This window comes from Xanthomonas sp. NCPPB 2586 (assembly GCF_041475775.2).
GTDB classification, from domain to species: domain Bacteria; phylum Pseudomonadota; class Gammaproteobacteria; order Xanthomonadales; family Xanthomonadaceae; genus Xanthomonas; species Xanthomonas campestris.
In genome coordinates this window covers 2,452,253-2,470,057 of the sequence record NZ_CM192981.1, presented here as the reverse complement: position 1 = coordinate 2,470,057, position 17,805 = coordinate 2,452,253, and the positions used below count along the sequence as shown (strand labels likewise).

15 protein-coding genes and 4 tRNA genes are annotated in these 17,805 nt (G+C 66.2%); 3 read left to right on the top strand and 16 right to left on the bottom strand.

Annotation, left to right across the window (positions count from 1 at the left end; all coding sequences use genetic code 11):
• Window positions 1-22: 22 nt before the first annotated feature.
• Window positions 23-388 (bottom strand): DUF6164 family protein, encoded by a 366-nt coding sequence (locus tag ACCQ09_RS10595; protein WP_012438461.1) that lies wholly within the window; start codon window positions 386-388, stop codon window positions 23-25.
• 60 nt (window positions 389-448) lie between these two features.
• Here ACCQ09_RS10595 and ACCQ09_RS10590 point away from each other — a divergent pair, with 60 nt between their 5' ends.
• Window positions 449-880: an FKBP-type peptidyl-prolyl cis-trans isomerase gene (locus ACCQ09_RS10590; protein WP_016944902.1), complete on the top strand. Its 432-nt coding sequence runs from the start codon at window positions 449-451 to the stop codon at window positions 878-880.
• Window positions 881-891: 11 nt separating this feature from the next.
• Window positions 892-2,145 carry a TIGR03862 family flavoprotein gene (locus tag ACCQ09_RS10585; RefSeq protein WP_040941285.1) on the top strand — a complete coding sequence of 418 codons (1,254 nt, stop codon included), beginning with the start codon at window positions 892-894 and terminating at the stop codon, window positions 2,143-2,145.
• On the opposite strand, the gene ACCQ09_RS10580 is transcribed toward ACCQ09_RS10585, so the two are convergent.
• A complete protein-coding gene (locus tag ACCQ09_RS10580; protein WP_012438464.1) occupies window positions 2,129-3,421 on the bottom strand; it encodes a nucleotide sugar dehydrogenase in 1,293 nt (430 codons plus the stop codon). The genes ACCQ09_RS10585 and ACCQ09_RS10580 overlap by 17 nt on opposite strands.
• A gap of 139 nt (window positions 3,422-3,560) precedes the next feature.
• On the opposite strand from ACCQ09_RS10580, the gene ACCQ09_RS10575 reads away from it, so the two are divergent.
• Window positions 3,561-3,644 (top strand) — tRNA-Leu (locus ACCQ09_RS10575).
• A 15-nt stretch (window positions 3,645-3,659) separates the two neighbouring features.
• On the opposite strand, the gene hemN is transcribed toward ACCQ09_RS10575, so the two are convergent.
• The 14 genes from hemN to ACCQ09_RS10505 form a co-directional block, all read right to left on the bottom strand.
• Window positions 3,660-5,072, bottom strand: coding sequence for an oxygen-independent coproporphyrinogen III oxidase (hemN, locus tag ACCQ09_RS10570; RefSeq protein ID WP_052844746.1), 1,413 nt, complete (start codon window positions 5,070-5,072; stop codon window positions 3,660-3,662).
• 300 nt (window positions 5,073-5,372) lie between these two features.
• Window positions 5,373-5,448, bottom strand: a tRNA-Gly gene (locus tag ACCQ09_RS10565).
• An 80-nt stretch (window positions 5,449-5,528) separates the two neighbouring features.
• Window positions 5,529-5,602 (bottom strand) — tRNA-Cys (locus tag ACCQ09_RS10560).
• A gap of 69 nt (window positions 5,603-5,671) precedes the next feature.
• Window positions 5,672-5,747, bottom strand: a tRNA-Gly gene (locus tag ACCQ09_RS10555).
• 36 nt (window positions 5,748-5,783) lie between these two features.
• Window positions 5,784-6,416 carry a CDP-diacylglycerol--glycerol-3-phosphate 3-phosphatidyltransferase gene (gene pgsA / locus ACCQ09_RS10550; protein ID WP_011037265.1) on the bottom strand — a complete coding sequence of 211 codons (633 nt, stop codon included), beginning with the start codon at window positions 6,414-6,416 and terminating at the stop codon, window positions 5,784-5,786.
• The gene (gene uvrC / locus ACCQ09_RS10545; RefSeq protein WP_019237626.1) at window positions 6,416-8,272 is read right to left on the bottom strand and encodes an excinuclease ABC subunit UvrC; all 1,857 of its coding nucleotides are present in this window, start codon (window positions 8,270-8,272) and stop codon (window positions 6,416-6,418) included. The genes pgsA and uvrC overlap by 1 nt, the downstream gene beginning before the upstream one ends.
• Window positions 8,269-9,687 carry a nhl repeat protein gene (locus ACCQ09_RS10540; RefSeq protein WP_040941283.1) on the bottom strand — a complete coding sequence of 473 codons (1,419 nt, stop codon included), beginning with the start codon at window positions 9,685-9,687 and terminating at the stop codon, window positions 8,269-8,271. The genes uvrC and ACCQ09_RS10540 overlap by 4 nt, the downstream gene beginning before the upstream one ends.
• Before the next feature lie 23 nt (window positions 9,688-9,710).
• Entirely contained in the window at window positions 9,711-10,175 is a 465-nt protein-coding gene (locus tag ACCQ09_RS10535; RefSeq protein ID WP_040941282.1) for a low molecular weight protein-tyrosine-phosphatase, read from the bottom strand.
• Window positions 10,172-10,981, bottom strand: a complete 810-nt coding sequence (kdsB, locus tag ACCQ09_RS10530; RefSeq protein WP_014507831.1) for a 3-deoxy-manno-octulosonate cytidylyltransferase — start codon at window positions 10,979-10,981, stop codon at window positions 10,172-10,174. The genes ACCQ09_RS10535 and kdsB overlap by 4 nt, the downstream gene beginning before the upstream one ends.
• Window positions 10,982-11,061: 80 nt before the next feature.
• Window positions 11,062-12,123 (bottom strand): tetraacyldisaccharide 4'-kinase, encoded by a 1,062-nt coding sequence (gene lpxK, locus ACCQ09_RS10525; protein WP_040941281.1) that lies wholly within the window; start codon window positions 12,121-12,123, stop codon window positions 11,062-11,064.
• On the bottom strand, window positions 12,120-13,889 hold the full coding sequence (gene msbA, locus ACCQ09_RS10520) for a lipid A export permease/ATP-binding protein MsbA (RefSeq protein ID WP_228427807.1): 1,770 nt from the start codon (window positions 13,887-13,889) through the stop codon (window positions 12,120-12,122). The genes lpxK and msbA overlap by 4 nt, the downstream gene beginning before the upstream one ends.
• Window positions 13,886-14,323 carry an ExbD/TolR family protein gene (locus tag ACCQ09_RS10515; RefSeq protein ID WP_011037272.1) on the bottom strand — a complete coding sequence of 146 codons (438 nt, stop codon included), beginning with the start codon at window positions 14,321-14,323 and terminating at the stop codon, window positions 13,886-13,888. Before ACCQ09_RS10515 ends, msbA begins: the two co-directional genes overlap by 4 nt.
• A gap of 3 nt (window positions 14,324-14,326) precedes the next feature.
• Window positions 14,327-14,995, bottom strand: a complete 669-nt coding sequence (locus ACCQ09_RS10510) for a MotA/TolQ/ExbB proton channel family protein (RefSeq protein WP_011037273.1) — start codon at window positions 14,993-14,995, stop codon at window positions 14,327-14,329.
• A 28-nt stretch (window positions 14,996-15,023) separates the two neighbouring features.
• A complete protein-coding gene (locus ACCQ09_RS10505; RefSeq protein WP_012438235.1) occupies window positions 15,024-17,414 on the bottom strand; it encodes a DNA internalization-related competence protein ComEC/Rec2 in 2,391 nt (796 codons plus the stop codon).
• Between the last annotated feature and the right edge of the window lie 391 nt (window positions 17,415-17,805).

Genomic DNA, 17,805 nt, shown 5'->3' with positions numbered 1-17,805 from the left:
AAGCCCGATCCGCTGCGGCAGGTTATCCGCGCAACAACAGGAACGGCAGCAATACCAGCGAGGCGATCACCAACATGCCGACCAGGGTGGCCAGCACGAACAATGGCCGCCGACGCAACAACGCGCCGAAGGTTTCCGCGGTCCCCGACGCCAGCGCCTGCTGCCGCTGTGCACGCGCATCAGCACCGCGCCGGGCCTGGTACGCATCCATCAGTGCCTTGGCTCGCGGATAGTCCGCATCCTCGCTAAGCCAGATGCCGCCGGCGGAAATGCCCCAATTGCTGGGGCGCGTTTCGTAGGTCTGCACCAGGTTGTCGCGCATCAGTGCCCGCACGTCGTCAGCTTCGTCGTCGGGGACATTGCGTAGGTTGAGCAGCAGTTTTGCCATGACGCGATGATAGCGGGAGCCAGGTGCGATAATGCGCGCCTCACTCCTGTGGATCACGCCATGCGCCTCTTTTTGACGCTTTGCGCCGCCCTGTTGCTGGCGAGCTGCGCCCCTGCCCTGCCCCCGTCCGGTGGCACCATCGCCGCGTTCGAGCGGATCGATCGCACCGTCGGCACTGGCACCGAAGCCACGCCCAATGCGTTGGTCACCGTGCACTACACCGGCTGGCTATACGACGAGAAGGCGGCCGACAAACACGGCAAGAAGTTCGACAGCTCACTGGATCGCGCCGAGCCGTTCCAGTTCGTGCTGGGTGGCCGCCAGGTCATCCGCGGCTGGGATGAGGGTGTGGCCGGCATGCGCGTCGGCGGCAAGCGGACCTTGATGATCCCGCCGGAGTTCGGTTACGGCGACAAAGGTGCCGGTGGGGTCATTCCGCCGGGCGCCTCGCTGGTGTTCGACGTCGAACTGCTTGGCGTGCAGCCGCGCTGAGCACGCACCTCATGACCGATGCAAACACACCGCGGCTCGCGGTGATTGGTGGCGGCCCGGCCGGCCTGATGGCGGCCGAGGTCGCACGCGCCGCCGGGCTTGCTGTGGATCTTTATGAAGCGAAGGGGTCGGTCGGGCGCAAGTTCCTGATCGCCGGCAAGGGCGGCTTGAACCTGACCCACTCCGATCCGCCGCCTGTCTTCGCACAGCGCTATCGCGAACGCAACACCGAGGTTGGGCACTGGCTGCAGGCGTTCGACGCCGAGGCACTACGCGCGTGGGCGCGCGACCTGGACGTGGAGACCTACGTTGGAAGTTCTGGCCGCGTATTTCCGATGGACCGCAAGGCCGCTCCACTGCTGCGCGGCTGGGTGCGACGACTCAAAGAACAGGGTGTGAGTTTCCATGTGCAGCATCGTTGGCTCGGCTGGGATGACGTTGGTGCGCTGCGCTTCGCCACACCAACCGGCGAGCAGGCATTCGCGGCCGATGCGGTGATCCTGGCACTGGGTGGCGGCAGCTGGCCACAGCTGGGATCGGATGGGCAATGGGCACCCCTCCTTGAGCAGCGCGACATCGCGGTGGCGCCACTGCAGCCGGCCAATTGCGGCTTCGATATCGCATGGACGCCGCATTTCGTGCAGCGCCACGCCGGTGCGCCATTGAAGGCGGTAGTTGCCCAGTGGCAAGGGCGCGATGGTGCGACACAGGCGCTGCAGGGCGAATGCGTAATCACCGCAACGGGGATCGAAGGCAGCCTGATCTATGCGCTGTCGGCGGACCTGCGCACGCAGATCCAGACACACGGCACGGCGACGCTCTGGCTCGACCTGGTACCCGGCCGCACGCTGGAGCGGCTGCAGGCGGATCTGCAAAAACCGCGCAACGGGCGCAGTTTCAGCGAGCACTTGCGCCGCCAGACCGGCATCGACGGCGTCAAGACCGCGCTGCTGTTCGAACACTTGGGCAAGCAGGCCGGTGATGACCTCATTCGCGTCGCCCAGACGCTCAAACAGCTACCGCTGCGTTTGCTGCGGCCACGGCCGTTGGCGGAAGCGATCAGCACGGCCGGCGGCGTACGTCTGGAGGCACTGGATGCGCAGCTGATGGCGCGTGCGCAACCGGGTGTGTTCTGCGCCGGCGAAATGCTCGACTGGGAAGCCCCGACCGGCGGTTATCTGCTGACGGCGTGCTTTGCCAGCGGTCTGCGCGCGGCGCAGGGCGCGGTGCAGTGGCTGCAACGCGGCGCTACAGCCGAGCGTTGACCGACGCGCGCGGCCACACCGATTTGACGTCATAGAACACCGCGCCCGGCTTGCCGAGTGCGGCGATGCGCTGCGCATCGTAGTCGCGGTACTGCGCATGCGCCACCGCCAGGACCACGGCATCGTAGGCGCCCTCTTCCGGCGTCTCGCACAGCTGCACGCCGCCGTGGCGCAGCGCGTCTTCGGGATCGGCCCACGGGTCGCAGGTATCGACCTGCGCACCGGCGACCTGCAGCAGCTGCACCAGCTCCAGGGCACGGCTGTTGCGCAGATCCGGGCAGTTCTCCTTGAAGGTGGCGCCGAGCACCAGCACCCGCGCCTGCGATGGCGCAATCCCTTGCGCAGCGAGCAAGCTGCAGACGCGCTCGGCCACGTGACGGCCAACCCGATTGTTCACCTGCCGCGCGGTGTGGATCAGATCCGGGTGGTAACCCACGCTCTCGGATTTGTGCAGCAGGTAATACGGGTCCACACCGATGCAATGCCCGCCGACCAGACCGGGCCGGAACGGCAGGAAATTCCACTTGGTGCCGGCGGCTTCGAGCACATCGAGCGTGTCGATGCCGAGCTTGTCGAAGATCAGCGCCAGCTCGTTGACCAGCGCAATGTTGACGTCGCGCTGGATGTTCTCCACCACCTTGGCCGCTTCGGCCACGCGGATCGATTCGGCGCGCCAGGTGCCGGCCGTGATGATGCTGGCGTAGAGCGCATCCACCGCGTCGGCGGCGTGAGGTGTGGAGCCGGAGGTGATCTTGCGAATGTCGCGCAGCCGCCGCTGCCGGTCACCCGGGTTGACGCGCTCGGGGCTGTAGCCACAGAAGAAATCAGCATTGAACCGCAGCCCGGAGGCTTCTTCGAGCAGCGGCACGCAGACTTCTTCGGTGGTGCCGGGGTACACCGTCGATTCGTAGATCACCAGATCGCCTGGCTTGAGTGCGGCGGCAATCAACACGGTGGCACTGCGCAATGGTTCGAGGTCCGGCTGTTCGAAACTGTCGATGGGCGTGGGCACGGTGACGATGAAGATCGTGCAGCCCGCAAGTTCTGCAGCGTCGGCGGTGTAGCGCAACTGCCCTGCAGCGGCGAGTTCGGCATCGTCCAGTTCCAGCGTGGCATCGTGGCCCTGCTGCAACTGCGCCACGCGCTGGGCATCGATATCGAAGCCCAGCGTGTCGCGCCGCTCACCGAACGCGACGGCCAGCGGCAGGCCGACGTAGCCAAGCCCGATGACGGCAATGTGCGCCTGAAGCGGGTCGAACGGCGGGGTGCGGGACATGCGGTTCCTTCGATCATGCGCGGCACGGCACCGCGCGCCAGTGCGGCGGCAGCATAGCGCAGCCGGCAACTGCCCGGTCAGCTGGTCTGCGCACGATGGAGATTCACAATCGCACCGCAATCAGGCACGCTATCGGTCTGCCCGGGTGGCGAAATTGGTAGACGCAAGGGACTTAAAATCCCTCAGCCGCAAGGCTATGCGGGTTCGACCCCCGCCCCGGGCACACTCCCCCACGCCATCAGATTGCTTTGGAGTAGCGCACGGCCTGCTGCGAAGGTTGCAGATAGCGGTCAAAGCACATGGCAGCCAGGCGGACCAGCGGCCACCCTGTTGCGGTGACATCAACGCACAGGCCGCGCACCTCCACCAGGCCATCGGCGGTAAGCACCTCCAGCGCAGCCAACGCGTCATCGTAGCAATGCCGCGCATCGCACTGGTGGCGTTGCGCCACGGCAGCCAGATCCACATGTCCGCAGCACAGTAAGGCCTGGATGACCTCCGCGCGCAGCAGGTCGTCTGCACTCAGTTGCATCCCGCGGCACACGGGCAACGCACCGCGATCGACCGCCGCTTCCCACACAGCCAGTTCGCGTGGATTCTGGCTGTAGCTGTCGCCAACATGGCTGATGGCACTGACGCCCAAGCCGATCAGATCGGTATTGGCATGCGTGGTGTAGCCCATGAAATTGCGCTGCAGATCGCCGCGCCGTTGCGCGATCGCCAGGTCTTCGCTGGGAAGCGCGAAGTGATCCATGCCGATGTACTGGTAGCCCGCCGCCGACAACGTACGTACGGCGAGCCCGAGCAGCGCCAGCCTGTCCTGCGCGGAAGGCAACTCCTGCACATCGATCTGCTTCTGCGCCTTGAACACGTGCGGCAGGTGTGCATACCCATAGATCGCCAGCCGGTCTGGCCGCGCCGCCAATACGCGGTCCAGCGTGCGCGCGAAGCCCGCCTGCGTCTGCCGCGGCAGACCGTAGACCAGATCCACGTTCACCGAGGCGATACCTGCTTGCCGACAAGCAGCGATGAGTTCCAATGTCTCCTGCTCGCCCTGACGGCGATTGATCGCTGCCTGCACGTCCGGATCGAAGTCCTGGATGCCTAAGCTGACCCGGGTAAATCCGATTTGCGCCAACGTGGCAATGTCGTCAGGTTGAACAGCGCGAGGATCCAGTTCGATCGAGATGTCGCGACCGGCATCGGTGCTGAAACGGAAGATGCGGCGCAGGCCATCGAGCAAGTCGCCCAGCAGCGCAGGCGAGAGAAAATTGGGCGTCCCGCCACCGAGATGCAGTTGCACGACCGTTCGACTGCGCTCCAGATGCTCGGCGGCGCTGGTCGCCTCGCGGAGCAGCCGCGCGACATAGGCCTGCCCCTTGCTCGCGTCGCGCGTAATGATCCGATTGCAGCCGCAGTAGAAACAGGGACTGCTGCAAAACGGCACATGCACGTACAGCGATACGGCGCGCCCAGGGCGCTGCTCCTGCGCGCGCAAGAACGCCGCCTGCAACTCCGTGGCACCAAACCCGGGCTGGAAGTGCGGCGCAGTGGGATAGGAGGTGTAGCGCGGGCCTGGGCGGTCGTAGCGTTGCAACAACGCGTGATCGAAGTTCCAACGGGCATGCGCGGCAGCGATATCGGGTTCCATGCGCGCAGCGTGCCGTACCTGCGACAGAGGCACCTTGATCAGAATCAATCTGCCATCACGTGGCGCAGGGAGTGGCACGCCCGCAGAAATCACATTCGCCCTGCAGCGCTGTCAGCGTGTGGTGCAGCCAGCTTGCACAGCAACTGGCGCATGGTTCATACCGTGCCAATGCGCAGCGCAGCGAATTTTAGATTCCGCAGCGTACAGTTGCCCGACCATCGCTGCGCGACATGCAGCTCATCCACGCCACGTGCAACCCAAATAAAAAAGCCATGGACCGTAAAGTCCATGGCTTGAATTTGGAGCGGGAAACGAGACTCGAACTCGCGACCTCAACCTTGGCAAGGTTGCGCTCTACCAACTGAGCTATTCCCGCGTGGAGCGATATTCTACAGCTTGTCACCGTTTTGCGCTAGCCCTGTCACCGCGTTGGAGGCAGGGAAAGCACACACGATGTGGAGGCCTGGGCCGGAATTGAACCGGCGTACGCGGATTTGCAGTCCGCTGCATAACCACTCTACCACCAGGCCGAAACATCAAACCCAAGGCATCCTGCCCTGAAACAACACGACCCCGCGCACGGGGCCGCGTTTACATCTTGGAGCGGGAAACGAGACTCGAACTCGCGACCTCAACCTTGGCAAGGTTGCGCTCTACCAACTGAGCTATTCCCGCTTGGGAGGCGAAATTTTACAGTGAACGGGATAGCTGTCAACTGTTGCTTTCGACTTTTTTCGGTTTGTTGGTAATCGCGGCCTTTTCATCGGCACGCAAACTTGGCCATGCGGCCTGCAGATACTGGAAACCCGACCACAACGTCAGCAATGCGGCGATTGCCAGGGTCCAGTACCCCGCCTGGAAGATCAGGTTGCCCAGCCAGATTTCATGCGTGGGCATCTGCCCCGGCGTGACCGAATACAGCAAACAGAGCAACGCAACCATCTGTGCGGTGGTCTTGACCTTGCCGATCATTGCCACGCGCACCTTGGCACGCTGGCCGATCTCGGCCATCCACTCGCGCAATGCAGACACCGCGATTTCGCGACCCACGATGACCGCCGCCCAGAACGCCATCCACGGCGTGGGATGCCCTTGCACGATGAGGAACAACGCCACGGCGACCATCAGCTTGTCGGCCACCGGGTCCAGAAATGCGCCAAACGCCGAATACTGGTGATAACGCCGCGCGACCCAGCCATCCAGCCAGTCGGTGATCGCGGCCAGGGCAAACACACCGGCCGAGGCGAAATTGGTCCACTTGTACGGCAGGTAGAACACCACGACCAACACCGGGATCATCACGATCCTCAGCAGTGTCAGCCACGTGGGGATGGTCAACTTCATTACGGACTCGACTCGCCTGCCGCATCGGGGAGCGCCAGCCCGTGCAGGTTAGCGTAGATTCGCGCGGCGAGTGCGGCATTGACCCCCTCCACCCGCGCAATCTCCGCTTCGCCGGCCGCCTTGAGACCGACCAGGCCGCCGAAATGCTTGAGCAGGCTGGCGCGCCGGCGTGGCCCAATGCCGGGAATATCCTCCAGCTTGCTGGTCATGCGTGCTTTCTGGCGGCGTCCACGGTGGCCGGTGATGGCAAAACGGTGCGCTTCGTCGCGAACCTGCTGAATGAATTGCAGTGCGGGCGATGCGGCACCGGGGCGCAGCTCGCGGCCATCGGCCAGGATCAGCGCTTCGTGCCCTGCCCTGCGCTCCTCGCCCTTGGCCACGCCCACCAGCAACACATTCTCGATTCCCAAATCCGCCAATGCGGCCTGGGCCTGGGCCAACTGGCCGGCGCCGCCATCGATCAGCAACACGTCGGGCAGTACGCCGTTTTCTTCCACCGCGCGACGGAACCGGCGCTCGATCGCCTGGCGCATGGCGGCGTAGTCGTCGCCGGGGGTGATGCCGGAAATGTTGAAGCGCCGGTACTGCCCGCGCACGGGGCCGCTGGCGTCGAACACCACGCACGAGGCCACCGTGGCTTCGCCCATGGTGTGGCTGATGTCGAAGCATTCCACACGCTTGACCTGCTCGGCCAGGCCAAGCATCTCGCGCAAGGCTTCGCTGCGCGCGTGCTGCGCGCTCTGGCTGGTGAGTTCGGTGACCAGGGTGAGTTGTGCGTTGCGGCTGGCCAGCAACAGGTAGCCGGCGCGTTCGCCACGCACGTTCCACTTCAGCGCGACCTTGTGTTCGGCCGCGGCACTCAATGCCGCCTCGATCAGCTCGGCGTCGGGGATCTCGCGGTCCAGCAGAATCTCGCGCGGCGGTGCATGTTCGGCGTAGTACTGCGACACGAACGCGGCTAGGATTTCCTCGGCGCTGTCTTCGCCGTTGGTCTTGGGAAAGAACGAACGCGTGCCCAGGTTGCGCCCGTCGCGGAAACTGAGCAGCAGCACGCAGGCCTGGCTGGATTGCGTGGCGCACGCCAGCACGTCCAGATCGGCGGCGCGCCCGTCCACGTACTGGCGGTTCTGCATGCTGCGCAGCGAGGAGAGCAGATCGCGCAGACGGGCGGCACGCTCGAATTCGAGCGCCTCGCTGGCCTGCTGCATCGAGTGCATGATTTCTTCGCCGAGCTGGTCGCTCTTGCCTTCCAGGAACATGGTGGCGCGACGCACCGCTTCTTCGTAATCCTGCGCCGCCACCAGATCCACGCACGGCGCACTGCAGCGTCCGATCTGATACTGCAGGCACGGCCGCGAGCGATTGCGGAACACGCTGTCCTCGCAGCTGCGCAGCTTGAACAACTTGTGCATCAGGTTGAGCGTTTCGCGCACGGCGGTGACGCCGGCATACGGGCCGAAGTAGCGCCCGTTCACCGCGCGGGGGCCACGGTGCAGCGCAATGCGCGGCCAGTCTTCGCGGGTCAGCAACACGTAGGGATAGCTTTTGTCGTCGCGCAGCGACACGTTGTAGCGCGGCGATAACGACTTGATCAGCTGGTTTTCCAGCAGCAGCGCTTCGGCCTCGCTACGGGTGACGGTCACGTCCATGCGCGCGACCTGCGACAGCATCGAAGTCAGGCGTGCGTTCTTGGGCGTGCCGTTGAAATAGCTGCCCACGCGCTTGCGCAACGCGCCGGCCTTGCCGACATACAGCAGGCTGTCGTCGGCCGCGTACATGCGGTAGACACCGGGTGCGGTGCTCAGGCGGGCGGCGAAGGCCTTCCCATCGAAATCAGCTTGTGGCCTTGCGCTCATTCGTCTATCGAAACATCACTCAATGCGCCTGTTGCCAGGTCGTAACGCAGCACTGCATGCGCGTCGGTTTCGGCGATCCACACCGCGCCGCCGGCAACGGCCAGCCCGGCCGGGCCATGCAGGCGCCGCGGCAGGGCGACCGTGGTCAGCTCGCCGCCGCCCAGGCGCAGGCAGCGTAAGCGGCCATTGCCGGTATCGGCCACCCACAGCATCGGCGAATCGGCGGCCAGTGCGATTGCCTGCGGAAACTGCAGGCGCGCGGTACTGCGTGGGCCATCGTCTTCACCGAACTGCCAGGTGCCCTGCCCACCAACCAGGGTCTGCACCAGGTCGCCACGCAATTGCATGGTGCGGATCGACGACCCCAGCCCATCGCAGACGTAAGCCACCTGCTGGACCGCGGCCAGGCCTGCCGGCTGTGCGAAAGCAGCGAGATGGCCGCTGCCGTCGCGGATTTCAAGGGAGCCGGTGCCGGCGCGCGCGCTCAGCGCGGCGCGGCCCAGGTGATAGCTCCAGATGCGGTTGTCGCCGGCCATCGCAATCAACAGCTGGTTATCGGCAACCGCAAGCCCTTGCGGGTAGTTCAGCGGCGACGCGCCCGTACTGGCGAGCGGGCCTTCGATCGGCTCGCCGCTGCGCCCGGTGCCGCACAAGGTGTCGACCTGGCCGCTGCGCAGGTTGATCCGCCGCAAGGCATGGTTGCCCGTATCCGCCACATAGAGTTCTTCGCGCTCGAGCGCCAGGCCCTGCGGGCGCCGAAATGCGGCTTCGCCCACGCCGCCATCGATGAGGTCGGCATTGCCGTGGCCGAACTGACGCAGCACGCGGCCGCTGTGGGTGCATTCGAGGATGCGGTGGTGCCCGGTGTCGGCGATATACAGCCGGTCTTCGGTCGCTGCCAGGCCGGTGGGGAAGCGCAACGCCAGGCGCGGCTCAGGATCGCGCTCAGCCACGCCATGCAGATCGGCATCGGACGGCGGCTGCTGGCCTTCGCACAACGCGGCCAGTGCCTTGTCGAGATCGCCGGTGACACCGACCAGCCGCTGCCGCTCGCGGCCATAGGCATCGAGCAACACCAGGGTGGGCCAGGATTCGATTCCGAAACGGCGCCAGGTTTCCCAGTCCTTGTCGAGCAGGATCGGCGCACTGACGCCATGCCCGCGCAACTGCTTGAGCGAGCGCTGCGGCATGCGTTCGCTATCGAAGCGCGGCACCTGCACCACGATCACCTGCAGCCGGCCGGGGCTGCGCGCCTGACAGTGCGCAAGCTCGGCCAGCCGCTCCGCGCACCACACCGAGCTGGCATTGACGAACGCCAGCACGAGCGCGCGGCCGCGATGCTCCTGCAAGGTGGAGGGCCTGGCGTTGAGCCAGGTGGGAAATTCCGGCAGTTCCTGGGTGAGCTGGGCAGTCATGCAGTGATTATGCCCAAGCCCGGTCAGCCGCGGGTGAGTCTGGCCACGGTCTGGCGCGCGGCGGTATCGACCAGCCGCCAGGCCAGTTCGAACTCCTGCTTGCCGCCGGTGTACGGGTCGGGGATATCGCTGCGCTCGTCCACGCCGGCCCACGGCAACCACAGCGCAACCTTGTCCCGCAGCGATGCGGGTGCAAGCCGCTGCAGATTGCGCAGATTGCTGGCGTCCGCACACAGCAGCCAATCGAAGCGTTCGAAATCGGCCAGCTGCACCTGACGCGCGCGCAATCCTGAGATGTCCACGTCGTGACCGCTTGCGCAGCGGATGGCGCGCGCATCCGGGGGTTCACCGGCGTGCCAATCGCCGGTGCCGGCCGAATCCACTTCCACACGGCGTGCCAGCGGTGAGGCGTCCAGACGCGCGCGCAAGGCGCCCTCGCCCATTGGCGAGCGACAGATATTGCCCAGGCAGACGACCAACAGCCTCATGCAGACGCCAGTTGCGCTTGCGCGCGCTGCAGGTCTTCCGGCGTGTCGATGCCGGGTGGGAACTGCTCAGGCGTCAGCGCCACCGCGATGCGGTAGCCGGCTTCCAGCACACGCAACTGCTCCAGCGATTCGATGCGCTCCAGCGTGCCCGGCGGCATGGCCGCGAACTGCTGCAGAAACCCGGCGCGGTAGGCGTAGATGCCGATATGCCGCAGCCAGTGATTGCCGGCCGGTACCGCATCGCGCTGGCTAGCAAAACTGTCGCGATGCCACGGAATCGGCGCACGGCTGAAGTACAACGCATCGCCATGGGCGTTGCGCACCAGCTTCACCACATTGGGATCGAACAGGTCGTGTGCGCTGTCGACCGGCGCGGCGAGCGTGGCCATCTCCGCGCCGGACCGCTGCAGCACCTGGGCCACTGCACGAATGCCGGCAGCCGGTGCGAACGGTTCGTCGCCCTGCAGGTTCACCACGCAGGTAGCCGCATCCCAGCCGGCAATCCGCGCGCACTCGGCCAGCCGGTCGGTGCCGGACAGATGCACGCTGCTGGTCATCGCCACACGCACGCCGGCCAGGCCCTGGATGGCCTCGGCAATGCGCGCGTCGTCGGTGGCTACCCACACCTCGCGAGCACCGGCTGCCAGCGCACGCTCGGCCACGTGCTGGATCATGGGGCGATCGCCGATCAGCTGCAGCGGCTTGCCGGGCAACCGGGTGGAGGCATAGCGCGCCGGGACTGCCACCACGAAGGCGCTGGACGCGTCGTCCGACGCGATGGGAGACGCTGCAGAAACTGGTTGCACGGTGTCCTCGCTGGTTGGAAAGGATGGAGGCTGCATCGGCCGGCCGTTATCTCGCTGCTGCCGATACGCGGCCGACACCCTCAGGCATCGGAATGGCGGCTGGCCAGTTTGTCGAGGCGATCGAGCAGACTCACCCAGAAGGCCGCCGGCAGCTCGGCCTTCAACGGCACGCTGTACAGCCACTCGTCGGCGAAGGGCCGACACTTCACCGCGTCCTTTTCGGTCATCAGCACCGGCAGTCGGCTGCCGAAGCTGAAGTCCTGCGCGCGGTAGACATGATGATCGGGAAACGCATGCGGCACCACGCCGATGCCGCGTGCGCGCAGCATCGCGAAAAACCGCTCCGGGTGCGCAATCCCGGCCACGGCATGCACGCGTTGCCCAGCCAGCGAGGCAAGTGGCCGTGCACGCTTGCCATCCATTGGCTGCACGCTGTCGATGCTCAGACGCATCTGCCATTCGCCGAACCCGGCATCGGTATCGGTATCGGCCACTGGCGTGGCGACCGCCGGTACCACTGCATCGCTGCCCTGGCCCAGATTCACCACGCGGAAATCGCACTCGCGCGCACGCGCTGCGGGTTCGCGCAATGGCCCGGCGGGCAGCATGCGTCCGTTGCCATAACGGCGCTGGCCGTCGACAACTTCGATTTCGACATCGCGGGCCAGCCGGTAATGCTGCAGCCCGTCGTCGCACACGATGATGTCGCAGCCGGCCTCGACCAGGGCACGCGCCGCGGCAAGCCGATCGGTATCCACGCGCACGCGCGCGCCGGTTTTCCAGGCGATCAGCACCGGTTCGTCGCCGCCGAGTGCTACTGGCGTGTCCGCATCGACCCAGCGCGCAGTCCCGGCGTCATCGCGGCCATAACCACGGCTGGCGACACCCGGGGTCCAGCCGGCCTGCTGCAGCCGGCTGACCAGGGTAATGGTGAGTGGCGTCTTGCCGGTGCCGCCGGCGGTGACATTGCCGATCACCACCACCGGGACCGGCACCCCATGGCGCTTCAACCAGCCGCGCCGATACAGGCTGCGGCGCACTGCGGTGACCGCGCCATACACCGGCGCAAGCATGCGGGCCGGCAGCGGGATGGGCGTGTTGTCGTACCAGTAGCCCGGCGTGCGGGCGCCGCGCTTGCTCATGCCTGACGTTCGCGAAACTGCATGCCGTGCAGGTGCGAGTACAGCCCGCCCAGCGCGAGTAGTTCCTGATGCGTACCGCGCTCGACGATGCGGCCCTGGTCCATCACCAGCACCTGGTCGGCATGCTCGATCGTCGACAACCGATGCGCGATCACCAAGGTGGTGCGGTCCGGCATCAACTTGTGCAAGGCATCCTGCACCAGACGCTCGGATTCGTTGTCGAGTGCGGCGGTCGCCTCGTCCAGGATCAGGATCGGCGCGTCCTTGAGCATCGCGCGTGCGATCGCCAGACGCTGGCGCTGGCCGCCAGACAGGCGCCCGCCCTTGGTACCCACGTGCGACTGCAGGCCCTCCGGCAGCTGCGCGACAAACTCCATCGCATTCGCACCCTGGATGGCGCGCTCCAGTTGCCCGGCATCGCACTGGCGCATTTCGCCGTATGCCACGTTCTCGGCAATGCTGCCGTCGAACAGCATCACCTGTTGGCCAACCAGGGCAATCTGGCGGCGCAGATCGGCCAATGCATAGGCCTGCACCGGGTGACCATCGAGCAGGATCTGCCCGGACTCGGCCTCGTAAAAGCGCGGAATCAGCTTGATCAGGCTGGATTTGCCGCTGCCGGAGCGGCCGACGATCGCCGTAACGGTGCCCGGCTGTGCCACGAAGCTGACATCGGCCAACGCAGGATTGGCCTGCCCCGGATAGCGCGCGGTGACATCGCGGAATTCGATCAAGCCCTTGGCACGTGTCAACGGCACCTGACCCTGATCGGGCTCGTCAGGGCTGTCCAGCACCGAGAACAGGCGTTCGGCAGACGCCAGGCCGCGCTGCACCATGTTCTGCACATTGGTGAGCTGCTTGAGGCCCGGAATGATCGTCAGCATCGAGGTCATCAACACCACAAAATCGCCGGCCGTCAGGCGCCCGGCCGCTGCCTGCGCGCCCGCCACGAACAGCAGCGCGGACAGACCGATCGCGCCGATCATCTGCACGGTGGCGGTGGAAATGCCGCGCGTGGATTCGACTTTCATGGCCAGCCTGAGATTGCGGTCGGCCAGGCCCGAGTAGCGCTCCATCTCGCTCTGCTGCGCGCCGTAGATCTTGACCTCCTGATGGCTGGACAAGGTCTGGTCGGCGGCCTGCAACAGATGCGCGCCACTCTCCTGGATGCTGTGACTGATCCGCCGATAACGGCGCGCCACCTTGTCCATCACCCAAGCCAGCACCGGCGCCAGCACCAGAATGGTGAGCGTGACCTGCCAGCTATGCCACAGCATCAACGCCAACGCGCCGATCACCTGCAGCGACTGCTGGATCATCACCTTCACGGCATCCACGGCGGCCTGCGCGACCTGATCCGAGTCCGAGCCGAGGCGGATCAGCATCGACGGCACCGGTTCGGAGTCGAAGCGCGAGCCCGGCAGGCGCAGATACTTGGACATGACCTTGACGCGCAGATCGCGCGCGATGCTGCGCGCAGACTTGCCCATTGCCATGTCGGTGATGTAACCGGCCGCACCGCGGATCACGAACAACAGGATGATCTGCACCGGCAGCCAGCGGCTGACCTCGGCGTTCTTGTAAATGAAGGTCTCGTCGGTGATCGGCTTCATCAAGGCCAGGAAGCCGGTGGTCCCGGCGGCCTCGATCAATGCGGCGATCAACGCGGCCACCAACAGCAGCCGGTAAGGTTTAGCGAATGCCAGCAGACGCCGATAGGTCTGCCAGGACGACACCTGCGGCGCGTTCTCGTTGATGGTCTTCACTGCCGCGTTCCGTTCTTGCCCGCTTCCGGCGCTGTCGCAATGGCGATGCGGCGGAAACCGAGTTGGCCCAGCGCGTCCTGCGCTGTCACCACCGCTTGATACGGCGTGCGCGCATCGGCACGCATCAGCACGGTCTGCTCGCGGTCATCGCCGGCAACCTGGGCGATAGTCTGCTTGAGCGAATCCACATCCGACCGCAGCACTTCCTGGTCATTGATGAAATAACGGCCATCGGCATTGACCAGCACGCTCAACGAACGCGGCGGCGCGCTGGTGTTCCGGTCACTGGCAGTGGGCAACTGCAGTTGCAGCGTGGAGCGGGCGTCGAAGGTTGTTGTTACCACGAAGAAAATGATGAGGACGAGGATGACGTCAATCAATGGCACCAGGTCGATCTGTGGCTCGTCCTGGCTTCGGTCACTGCCGATGCGCATCCGTCAGCCCTTTGCCATGGCGGGGTTGCCGGCCGGCACGGACGCCGCAGCTGCGGTGCCGCCTGGCACGGGGCGGCCTTCCATCGTGTCCAGCAGCAAGGTCGCTTCCTGCTCCATCTCGATGATGTAGCCAGCAATACGCCCCTTGAAAAACCGGTGCGCCATCAACGATGGCACCGCGATGATCATGCCGGTCGCCGTGCACACCAGCGCCTTGCCGATACCGCCGGCCAGCTGGTTCACGTCACCCACGCCGTGATCGAGGATGCCCAGGAACATCTGGATCATGCCGACCACGGTGCCCAGCAGGCCGAGCAGCGGCCCCGCCGAGGCGATCGTGCCCAATGCATTCAGATAGCGCTCCATGCGATGCACCACATGGCGGCCAGTGTCTTCGATGCGCTCACGAATCAGGTCACGGCTACGCCCACGCACATCCAGCGCGGCTGCCAGCAAGGCGCCCAGCGGCGAATTGCGGCGCAGCGACTCGATATGGGTGGGGTCCAGCTTGCCGCGCGCGGCCCAGTTGCGGACTTCCTCGCCCAGACCCGGCGGACTCACCTCGTTGCGGCGCAGGGTCCACAGACGTTCCAGCACGATCGCCAGCGCGATCACACCCAACAACAGCAACGGCACCATCGGCCAACCGCCTGCCTTGACCAGCTCCAACACGATTCGATTCCTCCGGCAACGCGGCCGCCTATTCGCTGGCCGATAGGATAGCAGCCGACCGCCGCCGTTCCGCAGCATCCCAGAGCCGTGGCTGCCAGCGGCGACGCTCGCGAACCTGCAGCCCCCCGCGGCCCAGCCAGACCCGCACCGCACCGGTCTCGGCGGTATCCAGCACCTCGGCACCGGCGCCCTGCCAGCGCTGCACGGTATCTGCGCGTGGGTGGCCAAAGCGATTGCCATGCCCGGAGGACACCAGCGCCAGCCGCGCCGCGGTGGCCGCCACGAAGCCGGCATGCGAGCCATCGGCGCTGCCGTGATGCGGCACCACCACCACATCGGCGCGCAGCTGCGCCTGCCCTGCATGCAGCAGGCGGTGTTCGACGATGCTGTCGATGTCGCCTGGCAGCAGCGCACGCCCGTAGCGCGTCTCCACCAGCAGCACGCAGCTGGACTGGTTGCGCAGGTAGGGAAAGCCCGCGGTGGGATGCAGGAAACGAAACCGGACGCCCTCCCACTCCCAGCGCTGCCCGGCCTGGCAGCGGCGGCGCACATCCAGCGGCGCGCCAGATGGCGCGAGGGTATCGGCCACCGGCATTCCGGCGCGCACCGCAGCGTAGCCGCCGGCGTGATCGGCATCGGCGTGGCTGAGCACGATGGCGTCCAGCCGCCGGAGCCCCAACGCCCGCAACGCCGGCAGCACCACCCGTTCGCCGGCGTCGAATCCATCGCGGACCGCCGGGCCGGTATCGAACAGCAAGGCGTGCCGCTGGGTCCGCACCAGCACTGCCAGACCCTGCCCGACATCGAGCACCTGCAGATCGGCCTCGCCGGCTTCGGGCAGGGCACGGTCCGGCCACAGCAGCGGCAGCCACAACAGCAACGCCACTGATTTGGCCGGCGTTCCCCGAGGCATCAGCAGCCAGAATGCGCCGACCAGCGCAGCGACGAGCGCAATGGCGTCGGATTCGGGCACCCACCACAACGCCACCTGGGTGCGCCCAAGCCAGACGAATGCGGGCCAGGTCAGCTCGAAACACCAGCCGGCCAGTTGCCAGGCCCAGACGCCCGCACCCGGCCAGGCCGCTTCCAGCGCGGTGCCAAGCAAGGCCAGCGGCACCACCACGAAGGTCCACCACGGGATCGCAACCAGATTGGCCAGCGGCCCCACCAGCGACGCCTGCCCGAACAGGCTGACCGTCAACGGTAACAGGCCAATGGTCGCCACCGCCTGCGCCGACAGAAATCCGCGCAGCATTGAACGATCGTCAGCCGGCAGGCACCACACCAGCCACGCAACCCCGGCGAAGCTGAGCCAGAAGCCGGCCACCAACACGCTCAACGGATCCCACAGCAGCACCGCCAACATTGCCAGCGCCAGGATATGCGCAGTGCTGGCGCGGCGACGCAGCACACGGGCCAGCGCCACCACCGCGATCATCAACACGGTGCGCACCGTTGGTAGCGCAAGGCCGGCGAGCACTGCATAGCAGGAGGCGCCAAGCAACGCCGCCACCGCAGCGGCATGCAGCCGTGGCACGCGCGTTCCCAGGCCAGGCAAGAGGCGCCACACGGCAGTGATCAGCAGCGCGCAGAACGCGGCGACCAGGCCGACGTGGAAGCCGGAAATCGCAATCAGGTGACTCAGCCCGGTCGCACGCAAGGTCGCCCACGCGGCATCGTCGAGCCCGCGGGTGTCGCCCAAGGCCAAGGCACGCAGGTAAGGCGACGCCGGCCCGGAGATGATGTGCGCGATGCGCGCCGACATGCGCTCGCGCCATGCATCCACGCCACTGGCCGGCGTCACCAGCCTGGCCGCAGCTGGCATGCGCACATAGCCGGTTGCAGCAATGCGTTGCGCCAGCGCCTGCCGCTCGGCATCGAAGCCACCCGGATTGCGCAGACCGCGCGGGGCACGCAGCTTCAGGCGCAGCTGCCAGGTGGCGCCGGCCGTCAACGCGGCGCGTGGGCCGATGGTGTCTGCACCAAAGTCGTCGTACCAGCTTACCTGCAGGAGTGCGCCACGCAGCGCTTGCGGCTGCGCCAGGTCATCAGCCAGGCGCAGCTGGAAACGCGTGCGGCGTGGCTCGGCGATGGGCAGGCCCACCACTCTTCCCTGCACCAACCATTCGCGCGCTTCATCGGCCGGCAGTACTTGCGCCCGCAGCACTCCAGCCGCTTGCCAGCCCATCAGCCCAAATCCAGCCACGCACACCGCGCTCAGCAACAACCAGCGCCGCGGCCACCGGCGCAGCGCCGCAAGGCCGACCGCGCCGGTGAGCAGGCAACTGCCGTAGACAGTGCGCGGCAGCATCGCCGGTGACCAGGCACATGCCACCACGCCCAGCAATAACGCGGCTGCGACCGCCACGGTGGCGCCAGCGAGCGGCCTCACCGCATGCGTTGCATCGTCCATGTCCATTGCCCGCGCGCTGCCGATCTATCGCTCAACGTAACGATCGTCTGCCACGACGGGCAGCAGCGTTCGGCGTGTTGCCGGGTAGGAAGATGGCGCGAGAGCTTGCAGGCAAAGCAACCGCTCGAAGCGTTGCATCACAGCCTTCGCTTCCGCATTTGAGCCGATGCACGCGGCCAAGCGCAGGTGAGCAGGATGCGGATGCTGCCAGCGATCGATCCGCGTCACGCTGCCGCCGCTGGCGCCTCGACCGTCCACACGCGCCGAAACCCGCCACGCGGCATGCCGCGCACAAACGCGGCACAGCAATGATCCGTTCCACAAACGTGCTTCATTTCGCAGTGAAATCAGGCCTGCGTTCGCCCTGATTTCATGGCCGCATCGCTATGGTGGACGC

Coding starts and splice junctions, on each gene's coding strand:
- ACCQ09_RS10595 (WP_012438461.1), bottom strand. CDS start 388: ATGGCAAAACTGCTGCTCAACCTACGCAATGTCCCCGACGACGAAGCT.
- ACCQ09_RS10590 (WP_016944902.1), top strand. CDS start 449: ATGCGCCTCTTTTTGACGCTTTGCGCCGCCCTGTTGCTGGCGAGCTGC.
- ACCQ09_RS10585 (WP_040941285.1), top strand. CDS start 892: ATGACCGATGCAAACACACCGCGGCTCGCGGTGATTGGTGGCGGCCCG.
- ACCQ09_RS10580 (WP_012438464.1), bottom strand. CDS start 3,421: ATGTCCCGCACCCCGCCGTTCGACCCGCTTCAGGCGCACATTGCCGTC.
- hemN (WP_052844746.1), bottom strand. CDS start 5,072: ATGGAACCCGATATCGCTGCCGCGCATGCCCGTTGGAACTTCGATCAC.
- pgsA (WP_011037265.1), bottom strand. CDS start 6,416: ATGAAGTTGACCATCCCCACGTGGCTGACACTGCTGAGGATCGTGATG.
- uvrC (WP_019237626.1), bottom strand. CDS start 8,272: ATGAGCGCAAGGCCACAAGCTGATTTCGATGGGAAGGCCTTCGCCGCC.
- ACCQ09_RS10540 (WP_040941283.1), bottom strand. CDS start 9,687: ATGACTGCCCAGCTCACCCAGGAACTGCCGGAATTTCCCACCTGGCTC.
- ACCQ09_RS10535 (WP_040941282.1), bottom strand. CDS start 10,175: ATGAGGCTGTTGGTCGTCTGCCTGGGCAATATCTGTCGCTCGCCAATG.
- lpxK (WP_040941281.1), bottom strand. CDS start 12,123: ATGAGCAAGCGCGGCGCCCGCACGCCGGGCTACTGGTACGACAACACG.
- ACCQ09_RS10515 (WP_011037272.1), bottom strand. CDS start 14,323: ATGCGCATCGGCAGTGACCGAAGCCAGGACGAGCCACAGATCGACCTG.
- ACCQ09_RS10505 (WP_012438235.1), bottom strand. CDS start 17,414: ATGGACATGGACGATGCAACGCATGCGGTGAGGCCGCTCGCTGGCGCC.